Below are 14,133 nucleotides of genomic sequence, written 5' to 3'. Positions count from 1 at the left end.
TTATCGCGTCTCTTAAACCGAACCGTATTGCCTAGCCCCTACTCCCTTTGCCAGCCAAAAATTCATCTGCTGTTTTCTCAACAGCCGTACCTTTGAAGAAGTCACGATTCAGGCTGGTGTATAACTCCAATGGATGAATTGACAAGAAATACTGCAAATCTTCTTCAGTGATAATCTTGCGTTCTACCATTGAATAAGTATTAGCTGCGATCGCAGTAATATCAGGTACGTCCCAGTGACCAGAATCAGAACCCAAAAATGCTTTAACGCGTTGGCTTTGCCCGCCGCAGGCATCGCCATAAGGATTAGCTTTGCGGTTAAAGGCTTGGGCTACACGGGTATCATCTGATTCTGTACCGAAGTAGAAATGATTCAAGAAGCGATCGCGGATATCCTCTGGCTTTGTAACTCCTGCTACGGCGAATTCATCCAAATCACCTGGCTCTAGGGGAGATATTAAGTCAGCGTGGAAACCTAGACCGCTACCTAGCTGATCTAAACGACCGTGTATTAATTCATCACCATAGCGGGTATACAATTCTAGTAGTTCTTCATAGTTAACATTGGCAGGATTGTTATTTTCCAGCAAATGATCTTTATTGCGGGTATCCCAGTGCCAAATCAAATCAGTGTACAAACTAGCACCCCAAGCTGCACCTCCTTCTAAAAAGGCAAACTTGAGTGTGGGGAAGCGGTGAGTTACACCACTAAAGAACAGAGATTTACATAGTGCTTCCGCAGCCGATGCAAAGTGACCAATATGGTTGTATTGGTAATTGCTAGTCGAACGCCGATTTATCCAGCCCATACCGGAAGAGTGGGTGGTGGGTACAACTTTCAGTTCTACGCACTTCGCCCAGAAGGGATCGTAATCATATTTGCTATCCAAGCCAAAGGTGTCAATCCAAATGGCTTCGTTGGCTACTTCTTCGCCATACTTCTCAAAGGCGGGAATCGGGCGGCGGATATGTCCAGGGATTTGAATTGCTTTGAGTCCCAGCACTTTCACCGCATATTCCAACTCTTCGATCGCCTCTTCGGGCGTATTCATTGGGATGGAAGCAATGGGTGTTAAGCGATCGCTATAAGGACGGAAAATATCAGCGTGGTAAGTGTTAGCTGCACGGCAAACAGCCCGCCGCATTTCTTCATTACCGATGTGCGGTGCTATAGTTGCCAAGTTGGGGTACACAACGGCAAAGTCTGTACCAGCTTCTTGTAAGCGTTCGTGTAACAACTTCGGCAAACTAACGGTAGCTAAATTTAGGGGATCATTGGTGGGACGAGTCCAGAAGGGAGTGCGGGCAGTGCGGTTAGCGCGGCGTTCATCCCAAGATTGCTTAAACCATTTAGAGCGAGATGCACCAGGTAAGTGTTCTTGAAAACGTTGTGCGTAGGCGTAGCCCGCCGTAGGCATCGCAGTTCCAGCAACTTGCTCTAAATAGTCCAAGAATGCTGGGGGAAACTCTTGGGTATGTACATCGGTGTCAATAATCGGATAACCCAGTTTTTCCCGAATTTGAGCAGACTTGGTTTTTTGTGGACGGTCTAGTGCAATAGTCATAGCATTTTACCTGAATTTTTAAATGGATTGGTCAAACAATTTTGGACTTCGGCTTCTCTCCGAGACGCTACGCGAACGCTCAGTCGAACGATTTTAGATTTTGGATTTTGGATTGATTTGACAGATAAATCTACTTGCTCTGTACATCAAGGAATTATTGGTCACGAGGGAAGTAGGAAGGCTTTGAACCTGGAAGTAGGAAGGCTTTGAACCTGGAAGTTGAGCCTTTGAGCTTGGAAGTTGAGCCTTTGAGCTTGGAGGTTGAGCCTTTGAGCTTGGAGGTTGAGCCTTTGAGCTTGGAGGTTGAGCCTTTGAGCTTGGAGGTTGAGCCTTTGAGCTTGGAAGTTGAGCCTTTGAGCTTGGAAGTTGAGCCTTTGAGCTTGAAAGTTGAGCCTTTGAGCCTGGAAGTTGAGCCTTTGAGCCTGGAAGTTACACTTTTGAAAAACTTAATTACAAAAATCTATTTTTCTTGCTCAGAAAAGTTATTGATTCCTGCCTCCTCTGCTTCCCCTACGGCATTTAGAATGGCAGATAAAATTAACGCTGTTGTTTGTTCACAACCCAATCTGTTAATTTAAAGTTCGATTTTGCTAAACCCTGCGAAACTAAAAAATTCTTAGTGCCTTCTAAAAGTTTCACACCCTCGGCTGGTAATGGTTCTTCTGACACCTGTTGGAGTGGGAACGATACTTTGATGATATCGATGGGATATTTGGTAATCTGGGCGTGGTACTGATAATATTCTTCAGAATTGGCTTTTAAATCCTTGGTTGCTTCTGTGAGAATTGCGTTAAACTTCTGAGAAAAATCAGGCTGTTTAGCCAGAAAGCTTTCAGTCGCTACAACTAATGATGTTCCTGAAAGACCCTGATGATTCGCTGAAGAATCAATCACTGGAAACCCTTGTGATTTCAGAAAAGGCCCCAGATCACTTGAGGTTGCATAAGCTGCGACATCACCACGTTCTAAAGCCGCTTTTGCCTCAGTAGTCATCAAGTGGACAACTTTTACATCTTTGGCAATTTTAGCTTCAGCTAACAGACCCAGCAGGTATCGATGCATATAAGAGCCTTTTTGGGTAGCTATTTTTTGACCCTTAAGTTCAGCAAGCGATCGCGGCCCATTCTTTTTCGCCACTAACCAGGCGGTTGTATTAAATTGGGTGATCCGCAGCAGTCGGGTTTCAACACCCCTCGCTCTTAGAACTATGGCTGGTGTATCGCCTAAAGAACCGACATCTAGTTGACCTGCGACAAGCGCCTCATTTAGATCCGGCCCGTTAGGAAATCGCGCAAAAGTAATGTTTTTAAACCCTAATTTTTGTAGCTCACGATCTAATATTCCCTTTTTCTTTGCCCAACCAAGTGGCCCTGTAGGTTCTACACTACCTACATAACCTATTCGTAGGGTAGAAATGTTGTTAGATGCAGCTACAGCACTATTGGTATTAATCGCCTCAAGGGATTGAGCAGATTTAGTTTCACCTTGGCTACATGCTGTAGTTAGTAGCAGTAAGACACAAGTTAATGAGGTTGATAATTTTGAAGAAAGTTTATAGCGGTTCTCGATTGCGTGAAGTACAATTTTGACTTTTGACTTTTGACTTTTGACTTCCCCAAAGGGGCTAGGTCTGTCTGCATACCTGTATCTCACCAAATTGAAAATGGCTATATTTTTACCGATAGAACCTGTTCCTGCTTTGAAGGACAGCATGACTCTTTTCTCCGCTGTACTATTTCATCTGCTTCAAAATTTGGAATGTTTGATCGACTTTTGCTGTTGAAGTCCGTTTATGTCCCCAACCAACGTTTTCACGGTAACTACCCAGTAGCCCAACTTCTGCCAATTCTGCCTCGTTGACTGAAGTCTGCATGTCGCTTTCTGGTGCAACATAAAGAGCATCAACTGGACAATACAATTCGCACATATAACAGGTTTGGCAGTCACTCTGTCTAGCAATGGTTGGCGGTGCATCAGGTACACGGTCAAACACGTTGGTCGGGCAAATATTTACGCAGATATTACAATTTATGCACCGCGACTCGCTGACCAACTCAATCACACTAATGCTCCTATTTTGGATGGCAACTTTTCTGTACTCTCTAAAGGCTGAACCTTCACCCAGACTTGATCTAATCCGCCACTAATCAGGTAATGTTGCTGGTTAGGATCTTGTTCTGGATAGTCTAGATGTCTGTGCATACCACGAGTTTCTTTACGTTCAATGGCACTGCTGTACATCCATCGGGCTGTGGCTACCATCGCCGCAGCTTCTCGCGCCCGGATTAGTTCTTTATCTGATGTTACCTGGCTACTGCGGAGTTCTTGCCAAAGATGATTTAGCCTACCCAAAGACTCGGTTAAGCCTTGTTCTGTACGGAAATAGTTCTTTTCGTAGGGAAACACTTCAGCTTGGACTGCTTGAATAATTTCATTAGTTGCCAAGGTTTGAGAGCGATCGCTCCCACTCTGTAATACTACCTCTCCAACACCCTGAACTCGGCGTTGAGTTTTCTGTTCTCCCAAACTGCGGGTATATTCAGCAGCAGATTTCCCAGACCAATAGCCAGAAGATATTGCCCAAGCAGCGTTGTGACTACCACCGCCAGTGAATCCGCCACAAATCAGTTCGCGTGTGGCGGCATCTCCAGCCGCATAGAGTCCCCGTACAGAACTGGCACAACTATCATTTACAATCCGAATTCCTCCTGTACCGCGCACAGTTCCCTCTAAACGCAGAGTCACAGGGAAACGTTGGCTAAATGGATCAATGCCTGCACGGTCAAAGGGTAAAAAGAAGTTGGGCTGTGCTAAACGCATAGATGAGCGCATCGATTCAGCCGCTTTGTCTATGATCGCGTAAACTGGCTGTTGCAGCAATGTCTGGGCAATTACTGAACGTCTATGAGAACTTGCCCCCGGAATCACAGTGCCGTCTTCGTAGGTGAAGGTTGCCCAATTATAAAACAGGGTTTTGGTAACTGAAGAAAAAGCGGCAGAGATGCCGTAAGCATTGGAAAATTCCATACCCGACATCTCAGCACCTGCTTCAGCCGCCATTAAGTAACCATCCCCTGTCAGGACGTTGCATCCTAACGCTTTACTGAGAAACGCACAGCCGCCTGTAGCAATGATCGTGGACTGCGATCGCACTACCCATTTACTACCAGTTTGACGGTTTACACCCGTTGCACCACCAACAGCACCATCGTCATCTACCAGTAGTTCTAAGGCGGGGCTGTTATCTAAAATTCTTACTCCTGCCCGTTGAATTTGTCGCCGCATCAGCCGCATATATTCTGGGCCTTGCAGCGATCGCCGATAGGGTTTGCCTTCGTCGTCGGTGGGAAAGGGATAACCCCACTCTGCTAACTGATTGACGTTTATATAGGTCTGATTCAGGACTCGATCCATCCAGTTGCGATCGGATAAAAACCCACCCAACGATTCCCGACTTGCCTTTGCTGTTTCCCGTGCTTCTGGATCGGGTGGCACATACCACACACCATTACCAGATGCAGCGGCGCATCCAGTCGTACCACAATATCCTTTGTCTACGAGGACAACTCTAGCTCCACTTGATGCAGCACTCCATGCCGCCCAAGTTCCAGCTGGCCCACCTCCAATCACAAGTACATCTGCTTCTAAGTCGAGTTCAAAATCGGTTGTTAACGTCTTCAGCATTTACAATTTCCCCCCATCGATAAAGTCTTAAGCATCAAGTCTTCACCCCATCGATGCTGCAAAATATTCAGGAATCTGTTTATCTATCTACTCTAGGGCTTACTAGTAGCCTTAAATTGTGGCTCCTTAAGACAGGTTGCCACCAGATTGGCATTAATTTAAATACTTTATCTTGATAGATAAACCGTAGTTTATAATATAACAAAGCTTTTCACAGTTTTCGACAAAAAGCAAGTTTTTTAGCAAACAAATTCAAACGTAAAGTTATGTAAAATAAATTTTGTTATCTCTCCCAAGAGACTTGCTTTTTACAGTGTTTTGTGAAACTATCCAATACTAGTACAAAAATACTTAAATTCGATAGATTTACCGTTGTTTGATAAATTTTTCCAAACAAGAGCAAGGAATCCTATTCCGGCTCAAGACATTTACTAATGTTTTTCAGAGTCCGAGCAAGAGTGAAAATAGCTAATAAGCTGTTTAGTGTCTAATTATAAATTCCAAAACCCTAGCCTTCCTTGGCGAGGGTAAAAAATTGGTGAGGTGCATTGGCAAAGAGGGAATCGGAAATATCTGGTTTCTGGGAATAACCATTTGGCAAAAGTTTGTAAAAGACTGAAAGTTAAAAAATGCCCAGAACTAACACTTACAGTTGGTTACAGCCGACTGGATTTTTAGTTATTTAGCTACTAGTAACAACACGGCGTAAATAGAGCAACCATTTAAAAACCCTAAAGAGCTTATTCTGTAATCCTTTTGACTTTTGACTTTTGACTTCCGCCTTGCGGTACTAGTCCCATAGCTGAATTGGATGATATGTCAAAAGTTTTTGCCAGAAGTCTTTTGTGAAAATTACTTTTTTGAAAGTAAATGTGTAGCGGTGAAACAGCGCTAAATCTTTGCAATAAATGAATTGGCTCTAAGAGCGTACAGATGTATACCCCTACTTGGAAACTGAAGAAATTCCAAGAATTATATATACAGATGTTCGCTATTGCACAAGGTCTTGTCGCTACCGAAAAAGATTGAGCAGCGGAATTTAGTTGATATTGTGTGAGGAACAAACAACCCATGTCTAAAGTTTTGTGGAATTATTTGCTAGTAATTCCTACTTTGTTCGGTGGACTCGTAGTCCTGTCTTCAGCTACACTCGCTGCTGAAGTGGAAAAGACAGCACAGCCGACACAGCAAGTAATACCAATTGAAAAGATTACCCCAACTGCCATTCCTCAAAGTACTTCACCTGAATCATCTTTTGAACCTTCTCTTAGCACATCAAAAGTTCCAGTTTTAGGAGTCTCTAGCGATCGCATGGAGCAAGTTACATCTGTTTCCCAACTATCTGATGTTAATCCTAGAGATTGGGCCTTTCAAGCATTACAGTCTTTGGTTGAGCGTTATGGTGTGATTACGGGATATCCAGATGGCACATTTAAAGGTAATCGGGCGCTGACTCGTTATGAATTTGCCGCAGGCTTGAATGCAGCCCTCGATCGCCTCAACGAATTGATTGCTACTAGCACTGGAGAGTTGATACCAAAGGAAGACTTGGCTACTCTGCAAAAGCTGCAAGAACAATTTGCATCTGAACTCACCGCCTTACGCAAAAAGGTAGATGCCTTAGAAACGCGTCAAGCTAAGGTGGAAGCTAATCAATTTTCTACAACTACCAAACTGCTAGGCATTGCCCAATTCTTTATAGGTGATACTTTTGGCAATGGTGCCAGTAGTAACAGGGATAACACCAACGTCTTTTTTAGCTACCGTGCTACACTTGCCCTACAAAGTAGTTTTACTGGTAAAGACCAGTTGACCACTAGTTTAACAGCAGCTAATGTTCCTAGTTTGACAGGAGTTTTTACAGGAACTCCAAAGACCCGGTTTAATACTGAAAGGAATACTTTTTACACGGACAGTTCTGTTTATCTTGACAGATTGTTCTATCGTTTCCCACTTGGAGCTAAAACCAATGTGTGGATAGGCGCCAGAGCACTCCAACCGGTTACTTTTGCTCCGACGCTAAATCCCTTGGTTGGTAACGCCCAAACTGGTACTCTCTCGCGGTTTGGACTTTTCAACCCTGTAATTTACCGACCCGGCTTTGACGGTGCTGGTGCAGCTTTTGCTTATAAGTTTAATAATCAACTCCAACTCAACGCAGGTTACATAGTAGATGACGGTCTAGCTAATAACCCCGCAGGCAACGCAACCAATAGAGGAGGACTCTTTGGTAACTCCTATGAGGCGCTTGGTCAGCTAACCTTTACACCCAATCGCAATCTAGATATTAGTTTCGCCTACGCCCGCAAATACTTCCCTGCCCCTATCGCCGTTGGTACTGGCCCAACTGCTGCTTTTGGATCTGGTTATAACATCACTGGTGGTACAGGTACTACTGTCGCTATTCGTCCTTTTGCTGCCGCTCCCACCTCATCCAATAACTTCGGACTGCAATTCAATTGGAAAGCCAGTAGTGTAGTTAATATAGGTGGTTGGTTTGGTTATACCCTTGCCCATCAAGAAGGTACCAATAACGATGCAACCATAATTAATGGTGCGCTTACCTTAGCTTTTCCAGACCTATTTAAAAAAGCGAGTCTAGGTGGGTTGGTCTTTGGTGTACCGCCTATAGTCACTAGCAATGACATAACAACTCGTACAAACAAAGATACCTCCTTTCATCTAGAAGGTTTTTATACCTATAGGGTGAATGACAACATTAGTGTTACTCCAACTGTGTATGTAATTCTCAACCCCGAAGGAAATTCTGCCAATGATCCAATTTGGGTAGGTGCTATACGTACTACATTTAATTTCTAACTATAGACTTTTTTCTCTCCCCCTACCTCAAGGTCAATACTTGTCTCCATTTTGAGGCGTTGCATCTTCTAAATTATCTAATTTGTCAGAATTGTTCCTTGAGTTGGAGGATTTGTAATGTAAACCACCTACCTCAGCCAAAGTATAGAGGGGCCTAGCTTTAACTTCTTCGTAGATCCGCCCTATATATTCGCCTAAGATGCCAACACTGACTAACTGCACAGATCCGAGAAAGAAAATTGCCATCAAAATAATTGTAAACCCAGTTAAAGGCGAATGGGGCAGAAAAAGACGCCAATACAAGACTAATAAAGCCATGAAGATAGCTGCCACCGCTGCTACTAACCCCAAGTAGGTTGATAACCGCAGTGGCACTATTGAAAAGGATACTAGACCATTAATGGCAAGCGCCAAGGATTTGCTGAAAGTGTATTTAACTTCCCCAGCAAAGCGGGGGTTGCGCTCGAACCGAATTGCTGTTTGCTGAAAGCCAACCCAAGAACGCAGACCACGAATGTAGCGGTTGCGTTCTGGCATAGAATTGAGAATATCTACGATCTGCCGATCCATTAAACAAAAATCACCAGTATCAGTAGGAATCTCTACATCTGCAAGCTTCTTGAGAAGGCGATAAAAGAAGTAGGCAGTAAAACGCTTAAACCATCCTTCTTTGAGGCGTTGAGTGCGTTGAGCATAGACGACTTGATAGCCCTGTCGCCATTTTTCAATCATATCTGGGATTAGTTCTGGTGGATCTTGTAAGTCAGCATCAAGGATGACAATAACTTGACCCCGGACAAAATTAAGACCAGCAGTAACTGCAATCTGGTGACCAAAGTTACGAGCAAAGCTCAGATAGCAAATGCGCGAATCTTTTTCATGGAGGTCTCGTAGTAGTTGTAGCGAGCGATCGCGGCTACCATCATTGATTAAAATTAATTCTACAGGGCCATCCATCCGATTCATTACTGCACTGAGTCTGCGGTAAAGTTCAGGAATAATTTCTTCTTCATTATAAATTGGAACAATCAATGAATACTTTGGTATCATCTATAAATCCCGTTTAATTTTTGAACAGACAAGCTGACGCACTGCTTGTCATCATAAAGGTTTGGTTCTCAGTATACCTAGCAAGACTCAAGTCAGATTATCATAATTTATTTATTCTTCGGATTTGTGTAATCTGAAGATTCTGATTTTTTCAGGTTTTCTACAGCTTTTTTGGGAAAAGTCCGACGATGGCGGTACCAAGTAGACCCTCCTACCAGTATTCCAGATAAGCCTAAGGCGAGTAGTAACGGCAAGAAATCGCCTGTATTGACTGCCTTCAGACCAGAACTACCTAGTAGTACAAAAGGTAAGACACTAGGAACAGTACCAAGTGTTGTACCTAGAACATAATCTTTAAAGCTGATCGAAGTCAGTCCAGCGACAAAGTTGACCAAACCATATGGCATGATCGGTACTAGTCGGATGGCAAACATATAAAAAAGCCCTCCACGACGCACCTCAGCATCCATAGCTTGCCAGCGTCCTGCTAGTCGGTTTGCAACTGTTTTGCGTCCAATAGTCCGAGTAAAAATAAAGGCAATTATTGCCGCAATAACTGCTCCAACACTAGTCCAGAAAGTACCCAGCCAAGGGCCAAAAATTGCACCTCCAGTCAAATTAAGCACTGTTGAGGGCAAAACTAACATAGTTGCCACAACGTACAAAGCAACATAAATAATAGGTGCCCAGATTCCAGAAGATTTCAGCAATGCTTGAATTTTTGCTGGTTCAATACCGCCAATCAGATATAGTGCTATACCAGTTGCAATAATGCAACTCAATGTGAGTAATAAAATACCAGTTTTTAAATTCCACACTAGAATACTCCTACTTTTTTTCTAACACAACTTAATTTCTCTCAATTTGCCCTTTCATTAATTTTTGAAAATCTTGCTTCTGGAAAGCAGAATAAATTAATGAATTAAAAAATAAGTGAAGTTCTTCGCTACTTTTAGTCAGATAAATAATACAGCCTTCAGAATAATCGCCAAAACGCCTCTTTTATCTCTTTTCTCAGGTTTTAAAATTATAATTATAATTTTAAAACCTCTAACTTATTAGTCAAGCTAGATGGTTCAATATCAATCTTATTACCATTTTTATCTAACATATCTACTACAAGATAACCTTGGGTATATTTGTCTGTTGCCAAAAAAAATCTCTTGATTTCATTTATTTTTGTTTTCCAACCTTGGAAATAACATATAAATTTATTCTTTTTATTCTCTACAACTATGACATTTATATATTCAGGTTTAGGTTTAAAAGCAGATTTTTCTTGAGCTTCAATAGCATCGTCTGTAAGAATATTTGTTTTTTCATACTTTACCTTTGTATCTTTTGACAGAAGTTGCATTTGAACCACTGCCGGAATCGTATCCCCAATTACAAAAATTGGCTTATTTTTTGGCTCTAATTGTTGTAATTGGTTACCTAGTTGTTCTACTGTGTAAGAGTATTTCTTCGACATTGATACAGAATAGGAATATTTATAGCTGATCAAAACAGAAAATGTTAAAATTGCTGCGAGTGCTACTCCTATAATTATATTATTTTTTACAAAGGATTTTACTGTTGGGAAAATATCTGCTAAGAAAATTGCCATACTAATTGCTGCAACAGGAGCTAAATAGATAAAATGACGGGGTGGAGCAGCATTGGGTAGCCAAAATATGTAATTTAATAAGACTGTTGGTAAGATAAAAAATAGATTTGAATAATTACGTTGTTTATACACCAAATAAATGCAGGAGATCACAAATATCAAACAGATTAAAGGATTTAAGCCCCAAATAAAAAGTAGGTTACCACGCAAAAAATTATCAACGTATCTAACAGGATTATTCCATAATAAAAGTTGATCAAGTAGTCCATTACTTTCTTGACCAACAATCACTGGAAGTTGAGATTGCATTACTTTAAAAAGAATTATTGGAAAAATACTATATAAAATGGAAGTAGAAACAATCTTTTTAAAAGGATAATTTTCGAGAAGAAGACAGGCTGGAATTAGAGGAAACATTAGGATTGCATCAAGCCTGAACATTAAACATAAAGCAAAAGCAGCAATAATTAGTACATCTAATAAAATTAATTTATTCCATCTTAATCTCAATGATCTTAAGAACGACCGATAACCAATCAAGGCTAATCCTATGAACATGAATAATACAGCTTCAGTCATGGGATGTCCATATTGGCTGGTTGCCCTCCAAGCTGGGATCGATATTAGTAATATGTTTGCTAATAAGGCTATAGTTGTTCCCCAATATCTCCTAGCTAAAAAGAACAAAGGTATAATCATCAAAATAGCACTCAAGGCATTTATATAGTTCATAAAAGGAACTATCAGAGCCAAATTTGTTTTAAAAATTGGTCTAAAAAAATCTAATAATACAAAGTATGCAAAAGAGATATCACGACCATAAAGCATACTGCTTCCTAATGGTTTATTAGATGTGATCGAGTCAATAACACCCATTGCCATGCGGAAAGTATCTCTCTCACCAAAAGTATTTTTGTATACAATCGTTAAGTAAAATATACTAGCTAGCCCTAGTAAAGCTATAATTAATACACGCGTATTAGTTTGTTTCATAACTGTTCAGTAGCAGGCTTCCTTGTAACTCTACCATAGAGAGTTAAATTCAAAAATATTTTTAAGTAAAAATTGAGTTCTATCAAGTAACCAGCTTTTTGAAGGTGTCTGATTTACATCTTTTTTATCAGCTAAAATTTGATAAATATGGGGCTTTTTTTGAGTTAGTTGTGCTTTGGCTACTCTTTCTCTGGATCGCATGGATGATCACAAAAAGCTTTCAACCTAACCTCTTCTATAAAATTGGCGAGACAATAATCTATAACCCTTATAACATAAGACTTTTACCATAAATTCTGATTTCAGCCATTCTGTTAGAAAATAAACGCTCAAATTCTCGCACTATGTAAAGTTGAAAAAGTGGCTCTTATTTTTATTTTCTTAGAGTGATTAAAGAGAGCTAATTTGACCAGCCAAATGTTTGAGAACTTTCGATATGAAACACCTATAGGACTTACGCACTGTACAAATTAATCATGCTATGAATTTACCATCTATAGGTCGTTTAAGACTTTTATTAATCATTCTTTGATGCTAAATAGACCCGCGCCCTACGGGCACAGCATTGCTGTGCCCATACGACAGATGTGATTTTTCAAATCATCCATATTTGGTCTTTCCTGTCAAAGCATAAGTCCTAACCTATTTCTTTAGGTGATGCCTTGTCTTGATGTTGTATCCATCAATACATATCACCAGATTTTTCCTTTAACCATTCGCGTTCGGATATGAGCCGTGTATCCAAACTCTGCTGCTATGTCACAGACTTCTTGGTAACCATAACCTTTATTCAAGCACAGACGTTGGGGAGTAGACTTTGAAGATGAAGGTCATCCGACAATATAAGCTTTTGAGAAAACTTGTATTCTCCACGACAGCCATCTTTGCTCCAAAAGTGTAATGATTACCAGGATTATCCGCAAAAAAGTAAATTTGGTGGGTAGTTATTTTTTATGAATCGTTAATCTACACTGGTTTTTTAAATAATTTCCTGTAGAATACTGATTATAAACTACGGTAATTGTGTCGATTTACAGTATTTTTAGTCCTCATACCCTGACAAACATGCAAATTCTCTGGTTTATTCCTACTGGATCTCATGATGGACGCTATTTAGGCACAGATATTGGCTCTCGTGTTGCCACACCTGATTATTTGCAGCAAATTGCCCAAGCTGTGGATAATTTAGGCTACACGGGCGCATTGTTACCCACAGGAAGTTCTTGTGAAGATGCTTGGATAACTGCTGCCGCTTTTATATCTGTCACCAAGCAGATGAAATTTCTGGTGGCAATTCGCCCAGGAATTACTTCCCCAGGTGCTGCTGCACGGATGGCAGCAACATTTGACCGGATTTCTAAAGGAAGATTGTTGATTAATGTGGTTACAGGTGGAGATCCTGTGCAACTGGCTGGGGATGGCTTGCATCTTAGTCATGACGATCGCTATGATTTAACCGATGAATTTCTCACAGTTTGGCGGGGTATCGTCAGCGGAGAAACAGTCGATTTTAAAGGAAACTATCTGGATATCAAAGGTGGTAAACTCCTATTCCCACCAGTGCAAAAACCCTATCCACCCTTATGGTTTGGTGGCTCATCTGCTGCGGCGAAGCGGGTTGCTGCTAAACATATAGATGTTTACCTGACTTGGGGCGAACCTCCACAACAAGTGGCCCAAAAGATTGCTGAAGTTCGGCGATTGGCGGCTGAACAAGGTAGAACAGTAAGTTTTGGGATTCGCTTGCATGTAATTGTGCGAGAAACCGAGTCTGCGGCTTGGGATGCTGCCAATGAGCTAATTAAGTATGTGGATGAGGATGCGATCGCAAAAGCTCAGAAAAACTTGGCTAGTTCTGATTCTGAAGGACAGCAGCGCATGAGTCAACTACATAGTGGTAGTCGAAAAGCCTTAGAGATTAGCCCCAACCTGTGGACAGGAATTGGATTGGTGCGGGGTGGTGCTGGTACGGCCCTAGTTGGAGATCCCGACACCGTTATTGCTAGGATGCTGGAATATCGCAATTTGGGCATAGAAACCTTTGTGTTCTCTGGATATCCCCATTTAGAAGAAGCATATCGCACCGCTGAATTATTATTTTCCCGTCTACCTTTGCAGAACGAACTTACACCGCTAACACCACCAGTCTTGAGTACTGTTAGCGAAATACTTGGTAATGAAAAATTTGCTAAACAACTAACGAGTGCCTCATGACCATGCCAATTTTAGATTTTGGATTTGGGATTTTGGATTAAGCAAAAACACCAAATTTAAAGTTTAAAATTTGATGCTTCTAGATTTATCCTTGTGGACAATCTAAAATCGTTCGATGGTTCCTGAGCGAAGTCGAAGGACTGAGCGTTCGCGTAGCGTCTCGGAGAGAAGTCGAAGTCTAAAATCTAAAATTCAGAATTCC

The 14,133-nt window shown here is 41.4% G+C and carries 10 protein-coding genes; 3 read left to right on the top strand and 7 right to left on the bottom strand.

Annotated features, from left to right (window positions below; all coding sequences use genetic code 11):
- Positions 1-31: 31 nt before the first annotated feature.
- Complete coding sequence (locus V7K49_RS20095; protein WP_335207075.1) at positions 32-1,564, bottom strand: amidohydrolase family protein; 1,533 nt, start codon at positions 1,562-1,564, stop codon at positions 32-34.
- Positions 1,565-1,770: 206 nt separating this feature from the next.
- Between V7K49_RS20095 and V7K49_RS20090 the strand changes: the two genes are divergently transcribed.
- The gene (locus V7K49_RS20090) at positions 1,771-2,142 is read left to right on the top strand and encodes a hypothetical protein (RefSeq protein WP_335207073.1); all 372 of its coding nucleotides are present in this window, start codon (positions 1,771-1,773) and stop codon (positions 2,140-2,142) included.
- On the opposite strand, the gene V7K49_RS20085 is transcribed toward V7K49_RS20090, so the two are convergent.
- The 3 genes from V7K49_RS20085 to V7K49_RS20075 are packed head-to-tail and all read right to left on the bottom strand — an operon-like array spanning position 2,102 to position 5,248.
- A complete protein-coding gene (locus tag V7K49_RS20085; RefSeq protein ID WP_335207072.1) occupies positions 2,102-3,277 on the bottom strand; it encodes an ABC transporter substrate-binding protein in 1,176 nt (391 codons plus the stop codon). The two genes, V7K49_RS20090 and V7K49_RS20085, sit on opposite strands and share 41 nt — an antisense overlap.
- 19 nt (positions 3,278-3,296) lie before the next feature.
- On the bottom strand, positions 3,297-3,626 hold the full coding sequence (locus V7K49_RS20080; protein ID WP_335075487.1) for a ferredoxin family protein: 330 nt from the start codon (positions 3,624-3,626) through the stop codon (positions 3,297-3,299).
- Positions 3,623-5,248 carry an FAD-binding protein gene (locus V7K49_RS20075; protein ID WP_335207070.1) on the bottom strand — a complete coding sequence of 542 codons (1,626 nt, stop codon included), beginning with the start codon at positions 5,246-5,248 and terminating at the stop codon, positions 3,623-3,625. Before V7K49_RS20075 ends, V7K49_RS20080 begins: the two co-directional genes overlap by 4 nt.
- Before the next feature lie 1,071 nt (positions 5,249-6,319).
- On the opposite strand from V7K49_RS20075, the gene V7K49_RS20070 reads away from it, so the two are divergent.
- The gene (locus V7K49_RS20070; RefSeq protein ID WP_335207068.1) at positions 6,320-8,068 is read left to right on the top strand and encodes an iron uptake porin; all 1,749 of its coding nucleotides are present in this window, start codon (positions 6,320-6,322) and stop codon (positions 8,066-8,068) included.
- A 33-nt stretch (positions 8,069-8,101) separates the two neighbouring features.
- Here V7K49_RS20070 and V7K49_RS20065 read toward each other — a convergent pair whose 3' ends face one another.
- The 3 genes from V7K49_RS20065 to V7K49_RS20055 all read right to left on the bottom strand — a co-directional run bounded on the left by V7K49_RS20065 (position 8,102) and on the right by V7K49_RS20055 (position 11,717).
- Entirely contained in the window at positions 8,102-9,118 is a 1,017-nt protein-coding gene (locus tag V7K49_RS20065) for a glycosyltransferase family 2 protein (RefSeq protein WP_335066911.1), read from the bottom strand.
- Between the two features lie 107 nt (positions 9,119-9,225).
- Entirely contained in the window at positions 9,226-9,936 is a 711-nt protein-coding gene (locus tag V7K49_RS20060; protein ID WP_335066909.1) for a TVP38/TMEM64 family protein, read from the bottom strand.
- 215 nt (positions 9,937-10,151) lie between these two features.
- The gene (locus V7K49_RS20055) at positions 10,152-11,717 is read right to left on the bottom strand and encodes a hypothetical protein (RefSeq protein ID WP_335207067.1); all 1,566 of its coding nucleotides are present in this window, start codon (positions 11,715-11,717) and stop codon (positions 10,152-10,154) included.
- 1,065 nt (positions 11,718-12,782) lie between these two features.
- Between V7K49_RS20055 and ssuD the strand changes: the two genes are divergently transcribed.
- The gene (gene ssuD, locus V7K49_RS20050) at positions 12,783-13,931 is read left to right on the top strand and encodes an FMNH2-dependent alkanesulfonate monooxygenase (protein ID WP_335207155.1); all 1,149 of its coding nucleotides are present in this window, start codon (positions 12,783-12,785) and stop codon (positions 13,929-13,931) included.
- Positions 13,932-14,133 lie beyond the last annotated feature (202 nt).

The organism is Nostoc sp. (genome assembly GCF_036919675.1).
Lineage (GTDB): Bacteria > Cyanobacteriota > Cyanobacteriia > Cyanobacteriales > Nostocaceae > Nostoc.
The sequence above is the reverse complement of the archived record's forward strand: the minus strand, read 5'-3'. Positions and strand labels throughout refer to the sequence as shown.